The sequence below is a fragment of the Candidatus Stygibacter australis genome (assembly GCA_030765845.1).
GTDB classification, from domain to species: domain Bacteria; phylum Cloacimonadota; class Cloacimonadia; order Cloacimonadales; family TCS61; genus Stygibacter; species Stygibacter australis.
Genome location: JAVCDJ010000167.1, coordinates 1 through 22,120, shown reverse-complemented (window position 1 = coordinate 22,120; position 22,120 = coordinate 1). Strand labels below are relative to the sequence as shown.

Below are 22,120 nucleotides of genomic sequence, written 5' to 3'. Positions count from 1 at the left end.
TGATGACCTGGTGGCAAAAGCAGAAGAAATAAATGGCATTAAATGCGTGATAAGCCGCATCAAAATAAAAAGCAGCAAGGAAATGCGTCCGCTGGGTGATCAGATGCGGGATAAACTTAAAAACGGGATTAGCGTACTTATAGCTGATGTGGATAATAAAGTTTCTATCTTGGTGATAGTATCAGCCAGTCTGACTTCAAAATACCAGGCAGGCAAGATCGTTAACCATGTGGCAGCAATAGTTGGTGGAAAAGGTGGTGGCAGACCAGACATGGCACAAGCCGGCGGAAAAGACATAGCCAAAATAGATCAAGCCCTGCAGAAAGCCAGAGAATTTATAGCATCTATCTAACTCCCGATATATAATTAGTGTAAAAACTTTAATTTTACACTTTACATCATAAAAGTGCCAGTTCGGGACATGATATGTTCCGTTTATCGCATTTGTTTTGACCTGCCGCTGATACTGAGTAAGATATATGCATCGGAGGTAGAAATGGAAAAAATTATTATTGTACTTATTTGTTTATGGGCAGTGATCTGTACTGCCGATATTCATGATGAGATCAATCTGGCAGAGGAAGAAGCTGCTAAGGGAAATTTGAAAGAAGCCACATCAATGATGAAAGATATAGTGGAAACTCATCCGGAATCAGCAGATGCTCATGCCCAATATGGCTCATATTTGAGCCAGCGAGCCGGACAGGAAAGCATGATGAAGGCAGGGATGCTTACTAATAAGGCTTTTGAACAGTTTGACGAAGCTCTTGCCTTGGAGCCAGGACATATGAAGGCATTGCTTAATCGAGGTATTCTATGTGTTAGCGTTCCCAAATTCTTTGGTAAATTGAAACAGGGAATAGCCAATTTGGAAAATGTGCAAAAAAATTACGGTTCAGACCAGCAATTATACATGGTAACAAGTTATTATCTGGGAATTGGGCATCAGAAAGCGGGTGATATTGAAGCAGCAAAAGCAGCTCTGAAATTTGTGGTAACTTATGGAAGAGATACACAGTTTTACCAGCAGGCAAAAACCATCTATGCTGAATTATCAGAAAAAGAAGAGGAAAAAAAAACTGAGGGCAGTTATGAACAGGGTATGAAGAGTATGGAAGCTGGAGATCTGTCTGTTGCAGTTGTTCATTTTCGTCAGGCAGCTAAAGAGAATCCAGATAACTTGCAATTGCACCTGTTGCTGGCTCAGACACTGGGAAAAATAGCTGAGCAGGGATATGATGAAAGCATCCAGGATGATGTAACAAACAGAGCCGGTATTGCCAATGAAGTATTTGAAGTGCTGTCTCACTGTGTGGAACTTGCCCCAAAGGACGAAGAGATACGCTTTTTACGCGGTTCAGTAGCTATCAATCTGCCTTTCTTTGTTAACAGTCTGGAAACGGGAATACAGGATCTTACCTACTTAGCAGAAAATGCCAGCTCTCAAGAAATGCAAACCAAAGCAAATTACCTGAAAGAACAGGCAATTCTAACCCGCAAAGTTAATGAATTAGCAGAAGATGGCTATCTGGCAGAAACAGAGAGACATAGAGAAGAATTTTTACCCAGGTTTATTGAGACCACAAGCCCAGTGCAGCAAACGCCACCAGAAGGAGACTATCTGCAAGTAGATATCAGATTGGGTTACAGGGATCAGATAGAGCCTCAAACAGCGGTCTGGATAGAAGATAGTGAAGGCAATTATCTCAAGACGCTGTATGTTTCAGGTTTTGCTGCTTCTGTAAAAGAAAAGCAGGAACATCTTCCCCAGTGGGCAGACAAATCCAAGTTTGAAGGCATTAAAGCAGTAACATCAGCCAGTATTAATTGTGGCAGACATACCTTCTATTGGGATTTTATGGATAATGAAGGTAATATTTCCCTAAAAAAAGAATTCGTGGTTTGTGCAGAGATCTGTCACTGGCCCCATGTTCAATACAGTAAGCAGGAATTAATAGTAAACCTTGCTGAAGGTAACGAATTTAAGCTTAGCAGTAGAGACTTTTTGATCCCAGAAATTAAAGCCATTGTGAAAAGAGAAAGAAGATAAGCGCCATTAACTATGAAAAAGATATTAACACTCATCCTGATCAACCTGGTAATAAGTATATTACTCACGCTTCTAGGTGGCTTTGAAGATGTAAACCTGATGCTAAGGAGATTTTTGATCAACCTGTTATACTCAAACAGCATAGGATTTGCTATCATGCTGTTGCTGGTAACATTTAACCTCAAGGGTTTGCCAAAATTTTTATGGATATTGTTTACTGCACTTTTGATCATGGCAGGTGGAGTGACAGGCGGTATTATAGGCACTATTATCGTTTCTAAATTATTAAATGTGCAAGTAAATTTCTTCCAGTCAGTAAACCTGATATTTTTTCTATCTATCAGTCTCATATTTGGAATTACTGGTTATACAATTTTTTCTCTGATACACAGAGCTGAAACAAATAAAATCAAATATTGGAAAGAAAAGCAGGCTCGAACACAATTAGAGCTTAGTTCCTTAAGGAGCCGAATAAATCCGCATTTTTTATTTAACACTCTGAACTCAATAGCGGGATTGATCTACTCAAACCAGGCAAAAGCTGAAGAAATGATCGAGCAATTAGCAGAGCTTCTTAGATACAATCTGCAGATGACCGAACAATCCCTGATCAGCCTTAATTCTGAGTTTAAAGCCATTATAGATTATCTGAATATTGAGAAAATCCGCTTTGGAGAGCGTCTGGAATTCAAGATTGATAATAACATTGAAAATTTGCAACTCCCTCCTCTTCTCCTTTTGACTCTGGTAGAAAATGCTATCAAACATGGCGTGGCAAAAAGCATTGATGGCGGCAAGGTAGAAGTTCTGCTTAATGAGACATCTGAGAAATTTATCTTATCTGTATTCAATACAGGGAGCAAACTGAATACCAGTTATTCAGAAGGAACTGGTATTTCCACATTGCGCGAACTACTCAGAATACAATATCAGAAAAATGCCGTATTTACTTTATTAGCAGAGTATGGTGGCACTTTGGCGAAAATAGAAATCTCTAAGGGAGGAAAACTTTGAAATACAGGACTTTTTTAGTCGAAGATGAACCTATAGCCATGCAGAACCTGGAAAGGCTTCTCAGTAAGTACGCAGATAGACTGGAGATTATTGGCAAAGCAGCAAATGGTATAGATGCTTTGGAATCTATAAACAGAATAAAACCTGATATTGTTTTCCTTGATGTTCAGATTCCTGGTCTTACTGGATTTGAAGTTCTAGCCAAACTTGAGTATTTACCACTGGTAATATTCACTACAGCATATAGTGAATACGCTTTAAAAGCATTTGATACACATGCAATTGATTATATATTGAAGCCAATAACTCAGCAGAAAATTAAAAATGCCTTAAATAAACTTGAGCATTACTCTCAAAATCCTGACCGAAATTCCTTGATCGAATCCCTGCTTAATGATCTCACAAAGAGTACAAAACTGGCTATTCCTTTCAATAACCGCATTATATTTGTGGATCACAAAGACATCTACTTTCTGAGGTCTGACAGCAAATACACCAGAATCCATCTTTATGATAAAAGTTATATTGTGAATATATCCTTAGCTGAACTGGAAAGCAAACTCGGCAAGGACTTCATCAGACTTCACAGAAGCAATATAGTAAACAGAAACCATATTGGAGAGATCATTAAGCTTCTTTCCCGAAAATGGATAGCCAGGATGACTGACAAAACAGAATCAGAGCTGCCCATTAGCAGAGGATCACACGACAAATTATTGTAAAAAAAAAGAGACCTGGAAATCCAGGTCTCTTTTATTGTTAGCTTCTATTTAAGATTTATAAATCATACACACTGCGATTATCAATCACTTCTGCATTCTGGATCATATCCTGATACCACTCATTGAGATGTTCAGTTTCCTTGGTTTCCTGCAATGTTTCCAGCAGTGAATCTTTATCAGTTTCAAATTTCTCCATATCAGGTTTTGTGCGAGAAGTTATGAAAGCAATATAAGCACCATTATCATCCTTGATCAAGTCGGTATGCTGGTCTATAACCAGATCAAGAATCGCTTTATTAAGTTCATCTACTTTCCGAATCTTAGGAATACTTTTATCAATGGTCACTTCTGTAGCATCCACGATTTCCCAGCCTTCTTCCTCTGCTTTAGCAAGGTATTCTTCCGGTTGATAAGCTGTCATGAATGAATCTGCTTTTGCTGATACAACTTCGGCTTTCCTACTGGTTTCCAGGGTTCTTTTAATCTTGGACTTTACTTCTTCCAGATCCTGATAATGTTCACCAACTTCATAAGAAATTTCTGCGATCATATAGCTGTCATCTGTTTGCTTAATGGGTTCTGCTACTGTTCCCACTTTTTTATCAAAAGCAAATTTCACCAGGCTTTCTTCTCTGCCTATTCCAGAAATATAAGTGGCATCTGCATAAAACTCTCTGGTCTCTTTTGCTTCATATTTCATCTGGCTGGCAGCAGAATCAAGTCCCACTTCCTCAGCAAGATCATAGATATCCATGGCAATTACACTCAGATTGTCTTTGGTCTGCTGGCTGGGTTCTACATTGATCAAGATGTGACTTGCAAGCACTTCATCCTGTCCGTCTTCAGTTTTGCGTATATCGCGCTTATGGATAATATGCCATCCGAATTGAGTTAAAATTGGTTTTGAAATATCGCCAACAGCCATTTTGAAAACCATTTCATCAAATTCTTTGACCATTTTGCCTCTACCAAACCAGTTAAGATCTCCACCGTTTGGTCCAGAAGGACCTTCAGAATATTCAATTGCCATATCAGCAAAATTCTCGGTAGTTACTTTGGCATAGATTGAATCTATTCTTGTTTTTGCCCTGTTTTTATCAGCATCAGATGCTTCCAGTGACAGTTTCACATATTTGTACTTTCTGGCAGGATCTTTTTTATAATCTTCTTTGTTTTCTTCATAATATGCGGTAATTTCATCGTCAGTAACTTCCACACTTTTGATTTTTTTGGCATCAAAAAAGATGATCTTAGCATCAGCTTTATCATTTTTATTGATATAATCTTCCTTTACGTCGTCCATAGTGATCACAACTTCACTCTTTATCCTGCTGTAAAGTTTCTCATAAGGTATTGAATTACGATATAACGCTTCAAGGTATTGACCAAACTGATCATCATTCATCAAGGCGTCATTATACTTGTCCATATCAAACTTACCATCAGTTTGTAAACCAGAAATTTGTTTTACATTATCACCTGGATTATTTAATTTTTCAATTACATCATCATCAGTAACCTTAATGCGATACTTCTTGATCGCTTTGTTCATAATGATCTCATCCTTTAATTGCTTAAAGGTGTCATTATTGATCTTATCCATTACTGCATCATCGATTTCCGTGTCAGGATTCTCTTCTGCATATTTGCCATAAGCACGCTGAAGCATCTGCTTATAATCAGTATAAGTGATCTTTTGTCCTTCAATTTTGGCAAGGAAAGGCGTCTTCGAGGTAAATACTCCTGTACCACTCATAAAAGCCATTCCTACTATAAAAATAATCGCAACTACCCAAAAGATAGGCTTAGCATTTCTCCGCATCATTTCAAACATCTAAATTTCCTCCAATATATCTCACATTCATATTTTTATGATTAAAACAAAATCCAGGAACACCGTATTTTATTCAAGCTTTTTTTGTTATTGGCGATATTTATCCTGTAAAACTACCCTCGAAATGATACTCTCAATATCTTCTACAGCCAATTATACCACGGAAATATCACATAATAACAACTGATAAACTTTTTCTTTATTGACAATAAAATATCTGCTCAGCAAATGTTAGTCCCAGTTAGCGTGAGGTGATAATTTGATTAAAAACAGTGAGTTTCAATGGGATCAGGAAATAAATTTATTACTGCTAAGTAATAAGATTGCCAACCGTACTGCCGTGGAAAGCATGCTCAGTTTTGGTGCTCAACAAATCAGAATAATTTCACACAGCAGCCTCAGCCGGATTGCAAAAGAAATAAGAGAAAAAGACTTTGATATCATTGTACTTTGTATCAATGAATTAAAAGATGAAGCTGTAGTTAATTTCTGTAAAGATTACCCACAGATGCCGGTCATACTGGTAGATAATTATTATAATAGAACACGGGCTGAGCTTCTAATAGCCGCAGGAGCTCTTGACTATTTGGATATTTCAACCCTGGACAGCAGATTGCTGCTGAAAACCATAAATTTTTCTATTCAGCGTAAAAGCGCTGAAAATATGGCTCAACAGGCGCAGCAGAGAATGAAGATCAGAAGCACCTTCCTTGCCAATATGAGCCATGAAATCCGCACTCCCCTTAATTCTATTATCGGTTTTTCAGAATTGCTTTATGAAGAAGAAACAGATGCCGTGAAAAGGGAAAAACTCAATATGATCCGTCAAAGTGGAAAACATCTGCTAACGCTGATCAATGGTATTCTGGATTTCTCAAAACTGGAAGCAGGAAAAATTATAGCTGATAATGATGAATTCTCAATTGATGACCTGGTTATGACTTTATATTATATGATGCTTGTGAAAGCAGGAGATCAAAATCTTGACCTGAATATAAAACCACTCAGTAAAATTCCTGAACTGGTGATGGGTGATAAATTCAGGATCAATCAGGTGCTGATAAATCTGATGAACAATGCTATTAAATTCACTGAAACAGGATCTGTCACTCTGGAATACAGCTACTATAATGATCAGGCAATCTTTAGCGTGATCGATACCGGGATAGGCATTCCTCTTGATCAGCAGCAACACATATTTGATGCATTTGAACAGCTCTATGATAAGGATTTCAACCAGCAGAAAGGTACTGGATTGGGATTGGCAATTAGTCGTAATCTTGTTCACCTGATGAAAGGAGAAATTACTGTATTAAGTGAACCCGGTAAGGGCTCAAGATTCTCGATGACAATTCCTCTTCCTGTGATTAAATGGCAATCTGACAGTAGTCTTTCGCAAATAAAGAATAAATATCCTGCCAGGAAAATGGGAATATATTATCTTAATCCGGAACACAAAAAAGCATTACAGATCTGGTGTGAGAGCAGTCAGATAAATGCAATGTGGTTAAAACCTGATAATTTACCTGATAATGAATTCCTTATGTCAGATCTCATTTTGATCCCTCAGGAATTGAATAAAGCTTTGAAACTGAAACTTACTGATTTTTTGGCTAATGATTACCGTACCCGGTTCAAGCCTAAGATATTTTATATTTTTAAAAACGGTAAATTATTCTTTGTAATTGCCAAGAAACTTATTCAGGCAAATTTCTATCAACCACTTCAGAAATTCCATGATCTTACCTTGAAACCTAAGGATTTCTTAGACTTCATCAATTTATTCTGTGAACATATCGAGCATAAAGGTAAGGAAATGATCAAGATCTGGAAGAATAATTTTAAACTCGATAATCCAGGTTTGGAAGATGTTCTCTTTGAAGCAATTTTGCGGATGCAGGACAAAGTAAAAAACCTTAATCTGGCTGCTTCAGAAAACCAGCATCAAAAAATTGAAGAAATTGCACACAGCCTGAAGGGATTTACTGGACAAACCTGCATTTATGAGATATCAAATAAAGCAAGCCTGATTCTGGAAGAAATGCGAAACAATAAACAGGATCATCATCCGGAAGTTATCCAGCGTGAACTTGCTGCCATAAATGAAATTCTCTATTTACTGCCTCGTAAATTCATTGGTGTTATTCCCGCTTTCTCTCAGGTCTCATCTCACAAAAATGTTCTTCAATTCTCACCCCTAAATATACTTGTTGCAGAAGATAATCCCATTAATCAGGCTGTTATCAGAGATTTTCTGCGTCACTTCAAACTCAATTGCACCATTGTTGATAATGGTCAAAAAGCACTTGATGAACTTCACGAAAATAAATATGATCTACTCTTTCTGGATATTCAGATGCCTGTTCTGAATGGCATTGAAACTTTAAAGCAGATCAGGAGCAATCCACAGCTTGCGGAGATATTTGTAGTTGCTCTTACTGCCTATGTATTTAAAGAAACAGATGATAACTTTCTTAAGGAGAATTGTGATGCTTATCTCACAAAACCCTTTGAAAAGAAGAACCTACTGGAAATACTTCAAAAAGCCTCTGAGGCTTATCAACTAAAGACAAAGGCTGGTAATTATGAAAAATCAAAAATTCGCTGATTATAACAAACAGCATATTCTGATCATTGATGATGAACCCATCAACCTTAAAATACTATCGCGCAAGCTGGAAACTGAAGGTTATGAAGTTATTGTAGCTTCCAGTGGAGAAACGGCTTTACATCTTGTAAAACAGTCACTGCCTGATCTTATCCTGCTAGATATCATGATGCCTGAAATGGATGGATATGAGGTTTGCCGTAAGTTAAAAGAATCTATTCAAACTGCTGAAATCCCTCTTATCTTTTTAACCAGTAAAACTAATACCGAAGATGTGATCAAGGGATTTGAACTGGGTGCTGTGGATTATGTAGGTAAACCCTTTAAACATCTGGAACTTCTTGCTCGAGTAAAAACCCACCTGAAATTACGCTCTACAGAAAATCAGCTTCAGAAAATGGAATTGAATTATTCTCTTATCAATCGCGAATTGCTTGATAATATTGGACCAGAGATCATTGGTACCAGCAATAAAATGCAGGATATAATCAACCTAATGGGCAAAGTGGCAAAATATCCTGATACATCGGTGTTGATAACTGGAGAAAGCGGTACTGGTAAAGAACTCATAGCTCGCGGAATCCATGCTCTTAGTCCCCGCGTTAAAAATTATTTTTATGCTGTTAATTGCTCAGCAATCCCTGAATCTTTATTTGAAAGTGAGTTTTTTGGTCACAAAAAAGGTGCCTTTACCGGTGCTGAAGATCATCGTAGTGGAATGTTTGAAATTGCTGATAAGGGTACTCTCTTTCTTGATGAAATTGCTGATATGAAACTGGCATTGCAGGGAAAACTGCTGCGGGTACTGGAAGAAAAAAAGGTTACCCGAGTGGGCACACATAAAGAAATTCCTGTTGATGTAAGAGTTATATCTGCCACTAATCAGGATATACCAGGTTTGCTATCTGAAAAAGGATTCCGGCTTGATCTATATCACAGATTAAATACTTTTGAGATCAATATCCCTCCGCTGCGTAACCGTCCCCAGGATATTTCTCCTCTCGTGGAATATTATACAAAAAAAATCTCTCTCAGATTAAAGAAAAAAATCACTGATGTTGATGAAAAAGTGTATGAAATTCTCCAGGATTATGATTTCCCGGGAAACGTGAGAGAACTTAAAAACTTTATTGAAAAGGCAGTGATTTTGTGTGATTCAAATAAGATCACGATAAATGATTTCCCTAACCTTAACCTTCATTCAGATACGCCTTTCCCAAAAATCGACCCTGCTTCTATGCAAAATGCTGATTTCAATCTCGATAATATGGAAAAGAACCTGGTTTCCCTTGCTCTCAAGAAAGCTGATTATAATAAATCTCAGGCAGCACAATTACTAAATATCACTCGTCAAGCTCTTGATCGAAGGATAAAGAAATATGATCTGGAATGATCTCGCTCAATATTTATATTTAGTTATATGAAGTAAATTCCCGGAGAGGAATATTCCTCACCGGGATTTTAGGTTAACCTGATTCAGGGAGTACTTTAACCTAACCTGAGCGATTCTCATTTGGGAATATGAACATTGAGAATTCCCTTATCCATTTCTGCCTTGATCTCGGCTTCGATTACTAACTGATTCTTATCTATGCTGATTCTCACGTCTTTCTTTTCCAAACCAGGCAGCTCGGAAGTAATCAAGTATTCTTTCTCATTTTCTACGATATCGGTTGTTACTCTGCTTAATTTGTTATTATTCTGGATTAGCGGATTGTATATCTTAGATTATATTCCTGTAAGATAATCTCGAAATCTTTCAGATCTTCAGCTTCAAAAGTTGCCAAAGGCAGATCCTTATGCCCCACTCTTTTTGTTGCACGAAAATTCTGCATTACATAATTATCCTGCGGCTGCAATAATCTGGCAACTGCTATAACATCTTCTCTGGTATGAAGATTTTTCACCAAGGTAGTGCGAAATTCATAGGGTAAACCGCTCTCACGGATAATCTGCATACTTCTGGTAATATAATCAAAATTGAGAGGTATCCCGCAAATTTGAGGATAATTACCAGGTGCTGCCTTGATATCCATAGCAATATAATCTATCAAATTCTGGCGGATAATTTTATTTAAAATCGCTGGATAATAGCCATTGGTATCTAATTTAACTTCATAGCCAATTTGTTTGATCTTCAGGACAAAGTCTTCCAAATCTGGCTGCATCAGAGGTTCTCCTCCGGTTATGGAAACTCCATCAAGTCGACCATAACGATCTTTTAGCAGTTCTAATACTTCTTTTTCCGGGATTGGCAGTTGGAATCTGCGGGGAAGTACTAATTCCGGATTATGACAATAGTGACAACGGAAATTACAGCCCTGGGTAAAAACCACTGCGGCAATTCTATGAGGAAAATCTATCAAACTAAATTTTAGAAACCCGCCAATTTTCATATATTTTCAGTTAATTTGCTACCTTAAATGTCTTACGCAGCTTGAATTCCATCTTTTTACCTTTATTCCACTGCTGCACTGGTCTCAGATAGCCCACCACGCGTGAATATACCTCAGTCACCTGATTACATTCAGGACATTTATACTGTTCTCCCAGCAGATAGCCGTGTTCCGGGCAGATACTGAAAGTTGGTGAAAAAGTGAAATACGGCAAATGATAGTTTTCACAGATGCGCTTGACCAGCACTTTAACCATCTCAGGGTCATCTATCCTTTCACCGGTAAACAGATGCAATACTGTACCACCGGTATATTTAGTTTGAATGCTGTCCTGTTGATCCAGAACTTCAAAAAGATCATCACTGTAGTAAACAGGTAATTGAGTAGAATTAGTATAGAAAGGTTCTCCACCTTCACGATATTCTTTTTCATCAGCCACAATAATATCACTATAGCGAGCTTTATCAAGTTGAGCAAGACGATAGGTGGTACCTTCTGCAGGAGTAGCTTCCAGATTATAAAAATTCCCGGTCTCTTCCTGAAATTCTGTCAGCTTGGTACGCATGAAATCCATTGTGCTTTCAGTAAAGCTTTTACCTTTCTCTGAACCTAAATCAGTACCCAGTAAATTTAAACACGCTTCATTCATTCCAATCAATCCTATTGTAGAAAAATGATTTTTCCAATAGTGTTCAGTGCGTTCCTTTATTCCTCTCAGATAGAATTTTGTATAGGGATACAGATTCATTTCAGTGTATTGTTCCAAAACCTTGCGCTTTATTTCCAGGCTTTCTTTTGCCATGATCATGATCTTTTCCAATCGATTGATAAAATCCGTTTCATCTTCGGCAAGATAAGCAATCCTGGGCATATTAATAGTGACCACGCCAATTGAACCCGTCAAAGGATTGGCTCCAAAAAGTCCGCCACCTCTTACTTCCAGTTTGCGTGTATCCAAACGCAGACGACAGCACATTGATCGACTATCATCTGGACTTAATTCACTATTGATAAAATTTGAAAAATAGGGAATTCCGTATTTGGCAGTAGCTTCCCAGAGATAATCCAGCATCCGGTTATCCCAATTAAATTCTTTAGTTATATTATATGTGGGAATCGGGAAAGTGAACACTCTACCCTTTGCATCACCGGCAGTCATCACTTCCAGAAAAGCTTTATTGATCATATTCATTTCATTTTGAAATTCACTGTAGGTTTCATCCATCACTTTTCCACCGATGATCACAGCTTCATCTCTGTACATCTTCGGGCATTCAAGATCCATGGTCACATTTGTGAACGGGGTTTGAAAACCAACCCTGGTGGGTACATTGATATTGAAAACGAATTCCTGGGTCGCCTGCTTGACTTCTGGATAACTGAGCCCATCATATTTGATAAAGGGTGCCAACAGCGTGTCAAAACTGGAAAATGCCTGCGCTCCCGCTGCTTCTCCCTGAAGGGTATAAAAAAAGTTCACTATCTGACCAAGAGCACTGCGGAAATGCTTGGCAGGCTTCGCCTCTACTTTACCTTCCGCACCCTTGAAACCTGTCATGAGCAGATCATGAAGATCCCAGCCCACGCAATATACCGAAAGCAGTCCCAGATCATGTACGTGCATATCTCCTGTAGCATGACCTTTTCTGATCTCTGGTGGATATATCTTATTAAGCCAGTAATTCTTGGAGATCTCACTGGCAATATAATTATTTAATCCCTGGAGTGAATATGCCATATTGCTGTTTTCATTCACTTGCCAGTCAAGTTTATCAAGATACTGATCGATGATATTGATATCTGCATTAGATACTATTTCCCTGATCTTGGTATGTTGGTCACGGTAAATTATATAAGCTTTTGCGGTGCGTTTAAAGGTCGAAAATATCAATACCTCCTCAACCATGTCCTGCAGTTCCTCTACTGAGGGAATCCGCTCACCTATTATCTGGTAAGCAAGATTCAATACCTGCATGGTTAAACGCTTTGCCTGATCAATTCCAAACTCTCCGGAAGCATCTCCTGCTTTGATAAGTGCCTGGGTGATTTTTTCCGGCTCAAACTTTACAAGTTTATTGTCCCGCTTTCTTATATACTTAAACATTTACCCTCTCCCGTTAATAACTTTATTAATATCAATAATTTATGTAACATTACCTCTTTTTTCATTTTAATTCACTTTGATGTATATCTCTTAGTTTTTATTGACCTTATTAAAATGTCAAATTAAAAAAAAGTCAGCGACTCTCTAATACTCTCAAATGAACTGATAGCCGATTTTTCCATTCAAAAAAAATATCACAGCTCCTTTTGTTGCAGAAAGTAAGAAGTTTGGAATAGATTTTTCTATATCCCTGTTAAGTACCCTTAACTATCTAAATATCAATATATTATGACATCAATCGTCTATCCAAACTTTAAATTCAACGCTATTATACCCTCAAACCGGTACCGTTAATAGGACTTACTCCAATAATATCAAGTAGTTAGCATACTTCTCTTATAATCTCCACCGACCTGGTAATCTATACCTGCCGGAAATAAGCCTGAACAACAAAGCACGTACTGACATTTAAATGTTACTACGTGCTTTGTTGTTCTTCGTGATTACCTGCAAATTACCTGAATTTAACTGTCAAAGTCCATCAGCAGGGGATTCTGAGTAAATATTATTCATAGATCAGAAAGTAGAATAGAGATTTTTTAAGATTTAGACTTTTTAAGAGGAGAGGGAGCGTGAATTGATTTTTTTAAGCACCAGACAATTGTGTAAAACTATGTAAAGGTAGATGACGTTGAGAATAATCATATAGGTATGGATTTCAGGTTCAAAATCTTGATAATTTAGCGAGATATACAATATGATGATAATTGCAATCCCTTTGAGAAGGATCATGGCAGGAACTGGTCCCATTATATTGAACAGAAATCTGGCAAGAGGGTTCTTTTCGTTTTTGTTACTGCCCCGTTTGACTACTTTCCAGGTGGAGATGGCATCCATAATATTCAGAACAACCAGAAGCAGAAACAAACTGAATAATAGTCCCCTTGGCAGATGTATAGAGCAGAAAATTAGTTTATAGATCTTCGAAAGCATCTTAGAAATGAAGTGTGAGAGCTACTGGTCTGTGATCAGAAACAAAATCGTCATAAAAGCTCCAGCCACCATCAAGATAATCATCTATTCTGATAGTCTGGATACTAGACTGAGGATTAGTAAACTCATCAAAGAGTTCATTTGAGATAATGATATGATCAAGGTGAGAAGAGCCATTATTCCATGACCAGTGAAGTGCTGAACCATAAGCTATATCATAGTCTGCAAACAGGAAATTATCGGGATCATCGAGAAATACATTAAAGACATTGGTGTCAGGCGGGTCTATGATCAAGTCATTAAGATCACCGGTAATTATCACATTTTCATCAGGCAGCTCAGTGAGTATATAGTCATGAAGACCCTCGCAAGCTTCCCGACGGCGTTCTATATCATCCTCTTCCCCCATGGCTTTCAGGTGATTATTGATCACGAAGAAGGTCTCATTGTTCCAGAGGAATTCCAGCTGAATCGGAGACCTGGGGAAAGCATACCAGTCATCAGTAAAAAGTTCTTCAATGCTTTCGAGCTGAAAATCAGCAGAATTTTTATATAACACAGCCAGATTGATACTATAAGCAGCGCCACTTCCTCTGAAACCGTCCCAGTTGGTAAGCTGGCTATCAAGTTCGATAAAAGCAGCATTATCTTCTATTTCCTGCATGCAGATAATATCAGCATCCATTTCATTGATCAATTGCACTACAAGATCAATGGTTTCATTTTCAAGTTTCGGAAAGGATTGGATATTCCAAGTAACGATTTCCAGAGTTTCATTAGAACCAATGGTGAGATCGCTGATATCAGGGTCATCATCGTTATTATTAACAGGTTCATCAATCCCGCAGGCAGTCAGAAACAGGCTGAGTATCAATATCCAGCAAGCTACTCTCAACATATTTATTCCTTGATCAATTTTTCAATAAGCCAACTGGCAGCGAGGATATCCTGAGCAATAAATCTCGGGGCATATTCATATTGCCGGAAGAACCCACTTTCGATATAATCACTTTTGCCATCACCTGTGAGAACCAGTATCGGGATCAATTGAGCCCGATGAGCAAAGATCATATCTGACTTCCGGTCACCAATCATAAATGAAGTGTGGGGGTCAAGTTGAAATTCCAGACAGGCTTTTTTGAATAAACCAATATCAGGTTTTCGGTCTTCATGCTGGATATTATAGGGTTCAATTTTGCCTTTTATATGATAAGGTGAGAAATAAATTTTATCAATATACGCACCTTCTCTGGCTAGATCATCTATCATTTTCTGATGAATATCCTGCAATTGCTGGAAAGTGATCATTCCTCTGGCAATTCCACTTTGATTGGTAACTACAATAACCTTGAGATTGAGTTTATTAAAATTTCTGATAGCTTCGGCAGCAAAGGGATATATGATCATATCCGCAGGGTCATTGATATAGCTGGGATCGAGATTGATCACCCCATCACGGTCGAGGAAAACAGCGGAATTGCTCATTTGCGGTGAGAAAATTTATTTATGCGGTTCAGTGCCAGCTTTCTTTCCTCAGATGAGAGCATCAGGAACCAGGCAGGAATGAGGTACAACACAGCCATCAGTATTGAAACCAGTACGAGAGTGATGAAATTCCACTTGGCTAAGGGGGTTATATAATTAAAATAGCTGACAAATAGAAGCGGAGGGATACATACAAAAACAAGTGGCAGATAAATCCTGGCAATAGTTTCTTTTATAGAAATCTGACTATATCTGGCAGCTTTGGGGAAAATAACAAAAATACCCAGGATCACGTTGGGGATCAAAGTACCTATAGCCACTCCCACAACACCGATCAATTTGATAAAGAGAATAGAAAATCCTACATTCATAATGCTTTCTGCAATTGCCACATAAGATAGGAATTTATGAGAACCGGTCATCAGTAAAACCTTGGAAGAACCACTACGGAAAACCAGCAGCAGATAGATTGAGATATTCATCAGATAAGCTATATGAATAGTATCCTGATATGTATCAGCAAACTGGGGATTTGACGGATCAATTTCCAGCCAGATAAGCAATACTGGTTTAATGAGTGATGTGAGAATAATAAATAGCAGGGTTGAGATGAGCGCAATAATGCGGTTTGAATTAAACAAAATACGTCTTAATCTGTCATGCTGACCATCTTGATGAAGAGCAGCAGCTACAGGAGTGAGAGTTTCCTGGAACTGGTGAGTAAATTGAAGCAGAACATTTGCTGAGCGGGAAGCAACCTGATATATGGCAACAGCTGTAACGCCCAGCATAACGCCGAGAACTATTTGATCAGTTTTAAAGATAATAATATTAGCAAACATGATCAGATAGGCAAAAATGCTAAAACTGACTACCTCTTTGAGCATCCCGAGCTCGAAATATTTTGGCATTATCCTCATTTTGGGCAGCAGCTTGAAGCAAAAGGATGCCATGGATAGGTTATTGATCAGATTAATGATCACAGAAAATACTGCCAGTTCTAAAAGTCCATATCCTAATTTAAAAATTATGATAATACCTACAAAATTTAATATTAGAGTAATAAAGTTCACCAGGTTGCGGAGATATATCTTACCCACTCCCCGCAGGATTTCGGTAAATGCTCCGGATGGAAAAGTGAGAGCGGTACCTAAACCAAAGAAAATAAATACTTTTTTGAAATAAATAACATCTGTACCATCAGGGAAAATAAATAATTTTGTGAGAAATTGTGACATGACCAGCGTTGCGACAATTATCAATGTGGACATTATCGCATAAGATGTGATCACAGTAGATATTTGATGGTTATATTTATCATAATCGCCAGTAACGGTAACTTCTGCGCTGTATTTCTGGACAGAAGTGCCAAATCCGAAATCCAGAAGCAGACTGTAGCCAAATATAGACCAGAGTAGTGCCCAGAAACCATATGCAACTGCTCCAAGATTGAGGAAAAGAATTCGAGTAAGAATGATCTGGGTAATAAAGCGGGAAATAGTAAGTCCATAATTAGCAATTGTATTAATGGCAATCAGTTTCTTAAGATTATCTTTCATGATATTTATGCCATAATTCCTGTTTAATTACTTTAACGGCAGCCTGAGTGGCTTTTCCAGGATTAAAGAGGTATTTATCGATCAGCTGCTGCTGCTTGATCTGCTGGTCTGAGATTTCTTTTTGTATCTCTTCATTTCCATTTTGAAGCTTCCGCGTGTATTCTACTATTTCATCAATAGTCGTAAAATTGATTGCAGTATCAATGATCTGTTTTTCTACTTCTGCATTCTGGTTATTTTCAAACCACTGCTGATTATAAAATACAAAAACAGGTTTCTTGGTAATAGAAAATTCAAAAGCAGCAGTAGTACCTGTATCAGTAATGAGCATATCACCAAGAGAGTAGATTTCCTGCGTGTTTGCTCTTGTGACTAACACCACATTTTCATGTTCATCAGCAAAGTTCTGGAGAGTTGTCCTCCAGTTTTGTTCCTTATACTTCGTGAATAGAAAGTGGTGTACTTTGATGAGAATAGCCACGTTATCCAGTTGAGCAAGTTTTGCTATCATCTCCAGTGAGAGAACGTGAATCGAGCCATATGGATTCCAGTGAGGAGTGTAAAGAATCACGAACTGATTTTTTATGTGATACATGTTTTTGAGTTTATGAATAAAATTTGGATTAGGCGAAAAAATGGCATCAAGTTTTGGGAACCCTACCTCAGCGTATCTGTTTTCATCCTTTTTTGTATGCGGCAGAGTTTTAACGAATTCCACGAACTGAGGACCGATAGCGAAATGAAGATTGAACCGGGAAAGCACAGCAGTTTTCTGATAGAGAGGATAAACTCCCGTCCCGTGGTAAGTTTGGATTTTCTTAGTAGGGAAAAATGAAAATGGGAAATCTGGACCATTTTTCTCTGCTGATATGAACATATCGAAATAGACAAATGGTGAGATAGAACTGGGTATCAAATATTTTGTTGGGATAAATGCCTTCAAATAATCGTACAGTTTTTGCATGCCTTCATAATAGGCAAAATAAACCACAATCTTTTTATTATTCAGCAATTCCACGTATATAGGTTCAAAGGTATTATAAAAATAATCCATCTGGATATTATACACAATGGTCTTTTTACCTTGCAGCCTGAATAGGAACATTTTAAAATTCAAATAAAATATCTTAAATATATTCAAAGGATTAGAAATTATAGCTCTAATAAATCTATTATTCATAATTTAATAATGGGGAATGGTTATCTTACCCTTTTCTCGTTCTTCTTCTCTGATTTTCCTGAGTTTTTTCTTCCAATTCAACCATTTTAATTTCTGTTTGTCCCGGTATAATCTATCCATACTTCCTATCAGGGCAAAACATAGCATAAGCTGATAAAAATTATTGGATTGTTTGAGCACCCACTCCAAAGCTGATTCCATATAAATACCCATTAATCCGCCAGCAAGTCCAATTGGCAGCCAGATATAATCTGAATGACGATATTTTACATAATTACTCAAATTCTTGAAATAGAAATAAAATAGTAATAAAAAATATACAACCATATTATGCCATCCGGTTTCTGCAGCATAACTGAGATATATTGTTTCCACTAGTCCCCCCTGGGTTTCTTCTGTTAATTCTTCTATATGGTCTGAATAATGATATGGCAAGTTAACCTTGAGCCCAAAATTATTTAATCCCACTCCGAATGTTTTATCATTTGCCATATTGACAGCAGATATTGCCAGCATCTTTCGTACATTGGCAGATTCTACGGGAGCAGATTCAAATCTTGTGATAACTGAATCCATTGATCTGATTGCCCCTAATAATCCGATGAACATGATCAATATCGTAACACCAACTTTTCGGGGGTTTACAGAATTTGTGAAGGACAGCATCATGATCACCATACATGATAATACAAAGCAGACAATTCCCGCTCGGGAAAATGTGGAAACAATACAAAGACTACCCAGAGCAAATGTGGTTATCCACCAGAAAAGCTTGATCCTTTGCTTCTTGTTCATGATAAAGGCAAGAACTACTGAGTTCAATACAATCATATACATCACCAGTGAATTCTGATGAGGAAAAGGTCCTTTTGCCTGCCATAAACCCATAAAGTACTTCTGTCTGATCACATGATAGCTGATATACAATATAATAGCCCTGAAACAATATACAATATAATCATATTGAGAGTATTTAATAATATAATTATAATTGATCCAAAAATACAAATACATCCTGATCATTTTCCAGATCTCAAAAAAGGAATTCATCACATATCCAGGAGCCGAATTAGTTATTGAAATCAGACAAAAACCAAAAAGTATAAAATAGATTGGTGCTCCTGGAGGAATAATTCGAGGTGGTTTTTTTTGTGCTCTAAGTACTATCAGGCTGTAAAGTATGATGCCAATCAAATCCACAATTCCAACTTCAAAACCTCTTGAAGTTCCTTTGAAAAACTCGCGTGATACAAAATTGATCGTAATCTCTTCTGTTGTAAGAAATATATAAAGAAAAAAAACTATCTTCTCGACAGTTTTATTTACTCGTGCAAATACTATCCCCGCTGGCACCCCGATTATCAGGGCAAGAAAGAAAATCACATATTTCATTCCAGATCATACCGGCTATTTATTATTAATTATATCATCAAAAATGGAATTTACTATATAACCAGATTGAATTGCCTGCAATGAAGGCAGAATTTGTGAAATTACCTGATTCCATTCGCCCAGTAATGTGCGTGGAACATATACGATATCATTCGGCTTAAGAACAACATCACGGGAATTTCCATGAAGAATTGCATCTGTATCTACGATAAAAACCCTGGGGTGAGATAAAGTTCCCCTTATCAGATAAACGTTGCTTTGGGCATTTTCACTAAATCCACCAGCAAAAGCGACCAATTGGATCAAAGATAGACTTTCTTTATATAGATATGCATTGGGATTCATAACCTCGCCCAAAATATATAATTCCTGATTTGCAAGTGAACTTATAAAGATGTAATCACCATCTTTCACAGGAATATTATGGAGCTGATTTCCCTTCCTTACCAGTTCCAGAAAATCTACTGGTAATACCTTGTTATCCCGGACAATAAAACTGCCGGAAAGATCAGCAAGTTCCTTCGTGGTTCCTTTCACAATACCAGATGCAAATCCCTGAGCTTCTGCCAGAGCATCCAGGATTCGCATATCTGCATAAATTTGATAATTTCCTGGATCCCTTGCCTGACCCATGATAGTAACAAAAGAGCTCTGCAGTTTTTTAGGGTTCATGGCTACTCTGGGATCATAGATTTCTGTGATGTGCTTTTTTATTTCATTTCTGGCTTCTTCCATTGTCATGCCCAAAATATAAATATCTTCATCGATGTAGTTTACTGATATAGTACCATCTGATTTCACTATCGCATTATAAGTATTATATTCTTCTTCAATTTCACCAAAGGCAAATACTTTGATATCAAATTCATTACCTGAACCTATCACATAGGTCTCAGGTTCCAGGTTATGCAATTCCAAAAGAGCAGCATAACGAGTCTCTTGCTCACCTTCTTCTATTTTCAATTCTTCCAGGTATTGTGGCAATGCTTCAAGCGTCTCATCTTTTAGCTCTGGATCGCTGCAACCCGTAATAAATAAAGCCATCCCATTAATTAACAGGATAAATATTAAACTTATAACTGATTTAGAAATTTGATTGGAAGTATGGCTTCTGTATATCATTTAATACTCCTGTAACCTCAATATCCAGGTTTTCTTTCAAAAATTCTACTATATTCTGGAAGTTCTCCTTGTTTGAATAACGGAATCGGGTAACCATTAATAAAAGATCAGATACTGATGCTATCGTGGTAAATAACTGCATATTATAGGGAACTTCAAACAATTCCCAGATGACTACATCAAAATCTTTCAACTTACCCAGAAAATCCAGCAGACTTGATTTATCAAGTACCTGCACAAAGGAATTTTCATCCCTGAGAAAATAACACTTGAACTGGTCTTTAGAAAGCTCATAGACATTATTCTCAGGATTAAATTCACTATCTTCATAAAGAGTTTTATTGATAATATATGGTTCAATTTCTACATCAGAATCTTCTATGGTCTCTATCCAGAGTACTTTTTTATTGCGTGACATATAAAGATCATGGATCTCCCGTATCAGGAAGCTCTTGCCTGTTCCTGATCTATCATTGCCAATCGTAATAAATGATTGACGTTTGCCACGCAGAACGGCATTGATCTGACCGAATACAATCTGGATTTGTGACCAGTAAACTTCCAGCGGGAAAGAATCCTTATTCGGTATTTCTCCCATCAATTTAATATTAAATATTTTATCAAAATCAAAATCGGATTTTATCGTGTCATCCAGAAATTCCCGCAGCAGATAGTATATGGTTAAGCCAAGGAATGCCAGTAAACCCCCGATCATAGCTATCATTTTGGTCCGCGTTGCTTCCGGGAATTTTGGTGGAATGGCTTCATCAATGATCTCAAAATCACTGACATTTGATTCATTAGCTATTTTGGCTTCCACCATCCGGTTTTCTGCATCATTACTTCTTCTGCGAATACTTTCTTCCTGGGTCCTGAATATCTGAAATTCATCACTTAAACCACTTAGATATCTGATTGAACTGCGCGTATCTTCTATTTGCTGCTGATATTTTATCAGGTTTTGTTTTAATCCTGAGAGTTCATTAGCATAATTACTTCGCAGATCCTGCAAATTACGCCTTACTGGGTCATAACCATAGTTAACTCTTGAAGGTACTATGTTACCTTTGTCCCATTCCTTCTTTTCTTCCTCTAATTGCTCAAGTTCATTATATAGTTTTTGGATTTTGGGATTTTCCGGCGTATATATCCTCAATTTCTGTTCAATCTCTTTCTGCTTCATATAAATTCTGGATTCCACTGGTTCATCAACTGTATATCCTATTGGGACGCTGGTTTCCGGAAATAGAGGTAATTTTTCATCAATATCTGCAATTCGTGCATCCAGATTGCTTATCTGGGTTTGACCCTCCATCACATTTAATTCCAGCTCATTCAAAAGCATATTCTTTCGATCAACTTCAGTTTCAATCGAAGTGATATTATAATCCCTTTGAAATTGCCTGATTTCTTTCAGAATATCTTGCAATTGCTCATCATATATATTTCGCTGACTTTTATAGTATTCATATGTACTTTTGGCTGGATTATTGAGCATCAGATTATAATTTTTAATGAATATTCTGGAATATAAGTTTGCCATATCAACTGCCAGTTCCCGGTTATGGTGTTGAGCACTAACCTGATATATATTTGCCCTGTTCCCTCTCTTGATCCAGATTGCTCCATGCAGATCTTCAGCACTTAGTTGCAAACCCAGT

18 protein-coding genes are annotated in these 22,120 nt (G+C 37.4%); 7 read left to right on the top strand and 11 right to left on the bottom strand.

What is annotated here, in order from left to right; genetic code table 11:
• The 4 genes from RAO94_08405 to RAO94_08390 all read left to right on the top strand — a co-directional run.
• The coding region (locus RAO94_08405; protein MDP8322359.1) for a DHHA1 domain-containing protein at window positions 1–352 on the top strand (352 nt) is incomplete at its 5' end.
• 144 nt (window positions 353–496) lie between these two features.
• Entirely contained in the window at window positions 497–2,050 is a 1,554-nt protein-coding gene (locus RAO94_08400) for a DUF2271 domain-containing protein (protein MDP8322358.1), read from the top strand.
• A 12-nt stretch (window positions 2,051–2,062) separates the two neighbouring features.
• Entirely contained in the window at window positions 2,063–3,064 is a 1,002-nt protein-coding gene (locus RAO94_08395; GenBank protein MDP8322357.1) for a sensor histidine kinase, read from the top strand.
• On the top strand, window positions 3,061–3,786 hold the full coding sequence (locus RAO94_08390) for a LytTR family DNA-binding domain-containing protein (GenBank protein MDP8322356.1): 726 nt from the start codon (window positions 3,061–3,063) through the stop codon (window positions 3,784–3,786). Before RAO94_08395 ends, RAO94_08390 begins: the two co-directional genes overlap by 4 nt.
• Window positions 3,787–3,841: 55 nt before the next feature.
• Here RAO94_08390 and RAO94_08385 read toward each other — a convergent pair whose 3' ends face one another.
• On the bottom strand, window positions 3,842–5,620 hold the full coding sequence (locus RAO94_08385) for a peptidylprolyl isomerase (GenBank protein ID MDP8322355.1): 1,779 nt from the start codon (window positions 5,618–5,620) through the stop codon (window positions 3,842–3,844).
• 259 nt (window positions 5,621–5,879) lie between these two features.
• Between RAO94_08385 and RAO94_08380 the strand changes: the two genes are divergently transcribed.
• Entirely contained in the window at window positions 5,880–8,228 is a 2,349-nt protein-coding gene (locus tag RAO94_08380) for an ATP-binding protein (GenBank protein ID MDP8322354.1), read from the top strand.
• A complete protein-coding gene (locus RAO94_08375; GenBank protein MDP8322353.1) occupies window positions 8,206–9,621 on the top strand; it encodes a sigma-54 dependent transcriptional regulator in 1,416 nt (471 codons plus the stop codon). Before RAO94_08380 ends, RAO94_08375 begins: the two co-directional genes overlap by 23 nt.
• 116 nt (window positions 9,622–9,737) lie before the next feature.
• Here the strand turns inward: RAO94_08375 and RAO94_08370 are convergent, their stop codons facing one another.
• The 3 genes from RAO94_08370 to RAO94_08360 are packed head-to-tail and all read right to left on the bottom strand — an operon-like array spanning window position 9,738 to window position 12,728.
• A complete protein-coding gene (locus tag RAO94_08370; protein ID MDP8322352.1) occupies window positions 9,738–9,896 on the bottom strand; it encodes an Hsp20/alpha crystallin family protein in 159 nt (52 codons plus the stop codon).
• A gap of 38 nt (window positions 9,897–9,934) precedes the next feature.
• On the bottom strand, window positions 9,935–10,624 hold the full coding sequence (locus tag RAO94_08365) for an anaerobic ribonucleoside-triphosphate reductase activating protein (GenBank protein MDP8322351.1): 690 nt from the start codon (window positions 10,622–10,624) through the stop codon (window positions 9,935–9,937).
• A gap of 10 nt (window positions 10,625–10,634) precedes the next feature.
• Entirely contained in the window at window positions 10,635–12,728 is a 2,094-nt protein-coding gene (locus RAO94_08360) for a ribonucleoside triphosphate reductase (GenBank protein MDP8322350.1), read from the bottom strand.
• 757 nt (window positions 12,729–13,485) lie between these two features.
• On the opposite strand from RAO94_08360, the gene RAO94_08355 reads away from it, so the two are divergent.
• Window positions 13,486–13,707, top strand: coding sequence for a hypothetical protein (locus tag RAO94_08355; protein ID MDP8322349.1), 222 nt, complete (start codon window positions 13,486–13,488; stop codon window positions 13,705–13,707).
• Between the two features lie 15 nt (window positions 13,708–13,722).
• Here the strand turns inward: RAO94_08355 and RAO94_08350 are convergent, their stop codons facing one another.
• The 7 genes from RAO94_08350 to RAO94_08320 form a co-directional block, all read right to left on the bottom strand.
• Window positions 13,723–14,619, bottom strand: a complete 897-nt coding sequence (locus tag RAO94_08350; GenBank protein MDP8322348.1) for an endonuclease/exonuclease/phosphatase family protein — start codon at window positions 14,617–14,619, stop codon at window positions 13,723–13,725.
• A 2-nt stretch (window positions 14,620–14,621) separates the two neighbouring features.
• Window positions 14,622–15,206: an HAD family hydrolase gene (locus RAO94_08345; protein ID MDP8322347.1), complete on the bottom strand. Its 585-nt coding sequence runs from the start codon at window positions 15,204–15,206 to the stop codon at window positions 14,622–14,624.
• On the bottom strand, window positions 15,203–16,765 hold the full coding sequence (locus RAO94_08340) for an oligosaccharide flippase family protein (GenBank protein ID MDP8322346.1): 1,563 nt from the start codon (window positions 16,763–16,765) through the stop codon (window positions 15,203–15,205). The genes RAO94_08345 and RAO94_08340 overlap by 4 nt, the downstream gene beginning before the upstream one ends.
• The gene (locus tag RAO94_08335; GenBank protein MDP8322345.1) at window positions 16,755–17,945 is read right to left on the bottom strand and encodes a hypothetical protein; all 1,191 of its coding nucleotides are present in this window, start codon (window positions 17,943–17,945) and stop codon (window positions 16,755–16,757) included. The genes RAO94_08340 and RAO94_08335 overlap by 11 nt, the downstream gene beginning before the upstream one ends.
• A gap of 3 nt (window positions 17,946–17,948) precedes the next feature.
• Entirely contained in the window at window positions 17,949–19,337 is a 1,389-nt protein-coding gene (locus tag RAO94_08330) for an O-antigen ligase family protein (GenBank protein MDP8322344.1), read from the bottom strand.
• Window positions 19,338–19,352: 15 nt separating this feature from the next.
• Window positions 19,353–20,459, bottom strand: coding sequence for an SLBB domain-containing protein (locus RAO94_08325; protein ID MDP8322343.1), 1,107 nt, complete (start codon window positions 20,457–20,459; stop codon window positions 19,353–19,355).
• Window positions 20,422–22,120: hypothetical protein (locus RAO94_08320; GenBank protein MDP8322342.1), on the bottom strand; the 1,699-nt coding region annotated here is incomplete at its 5' end. The genes RAO94_08320 and RAO94_08325, both read right to left, overlap by 38 nt.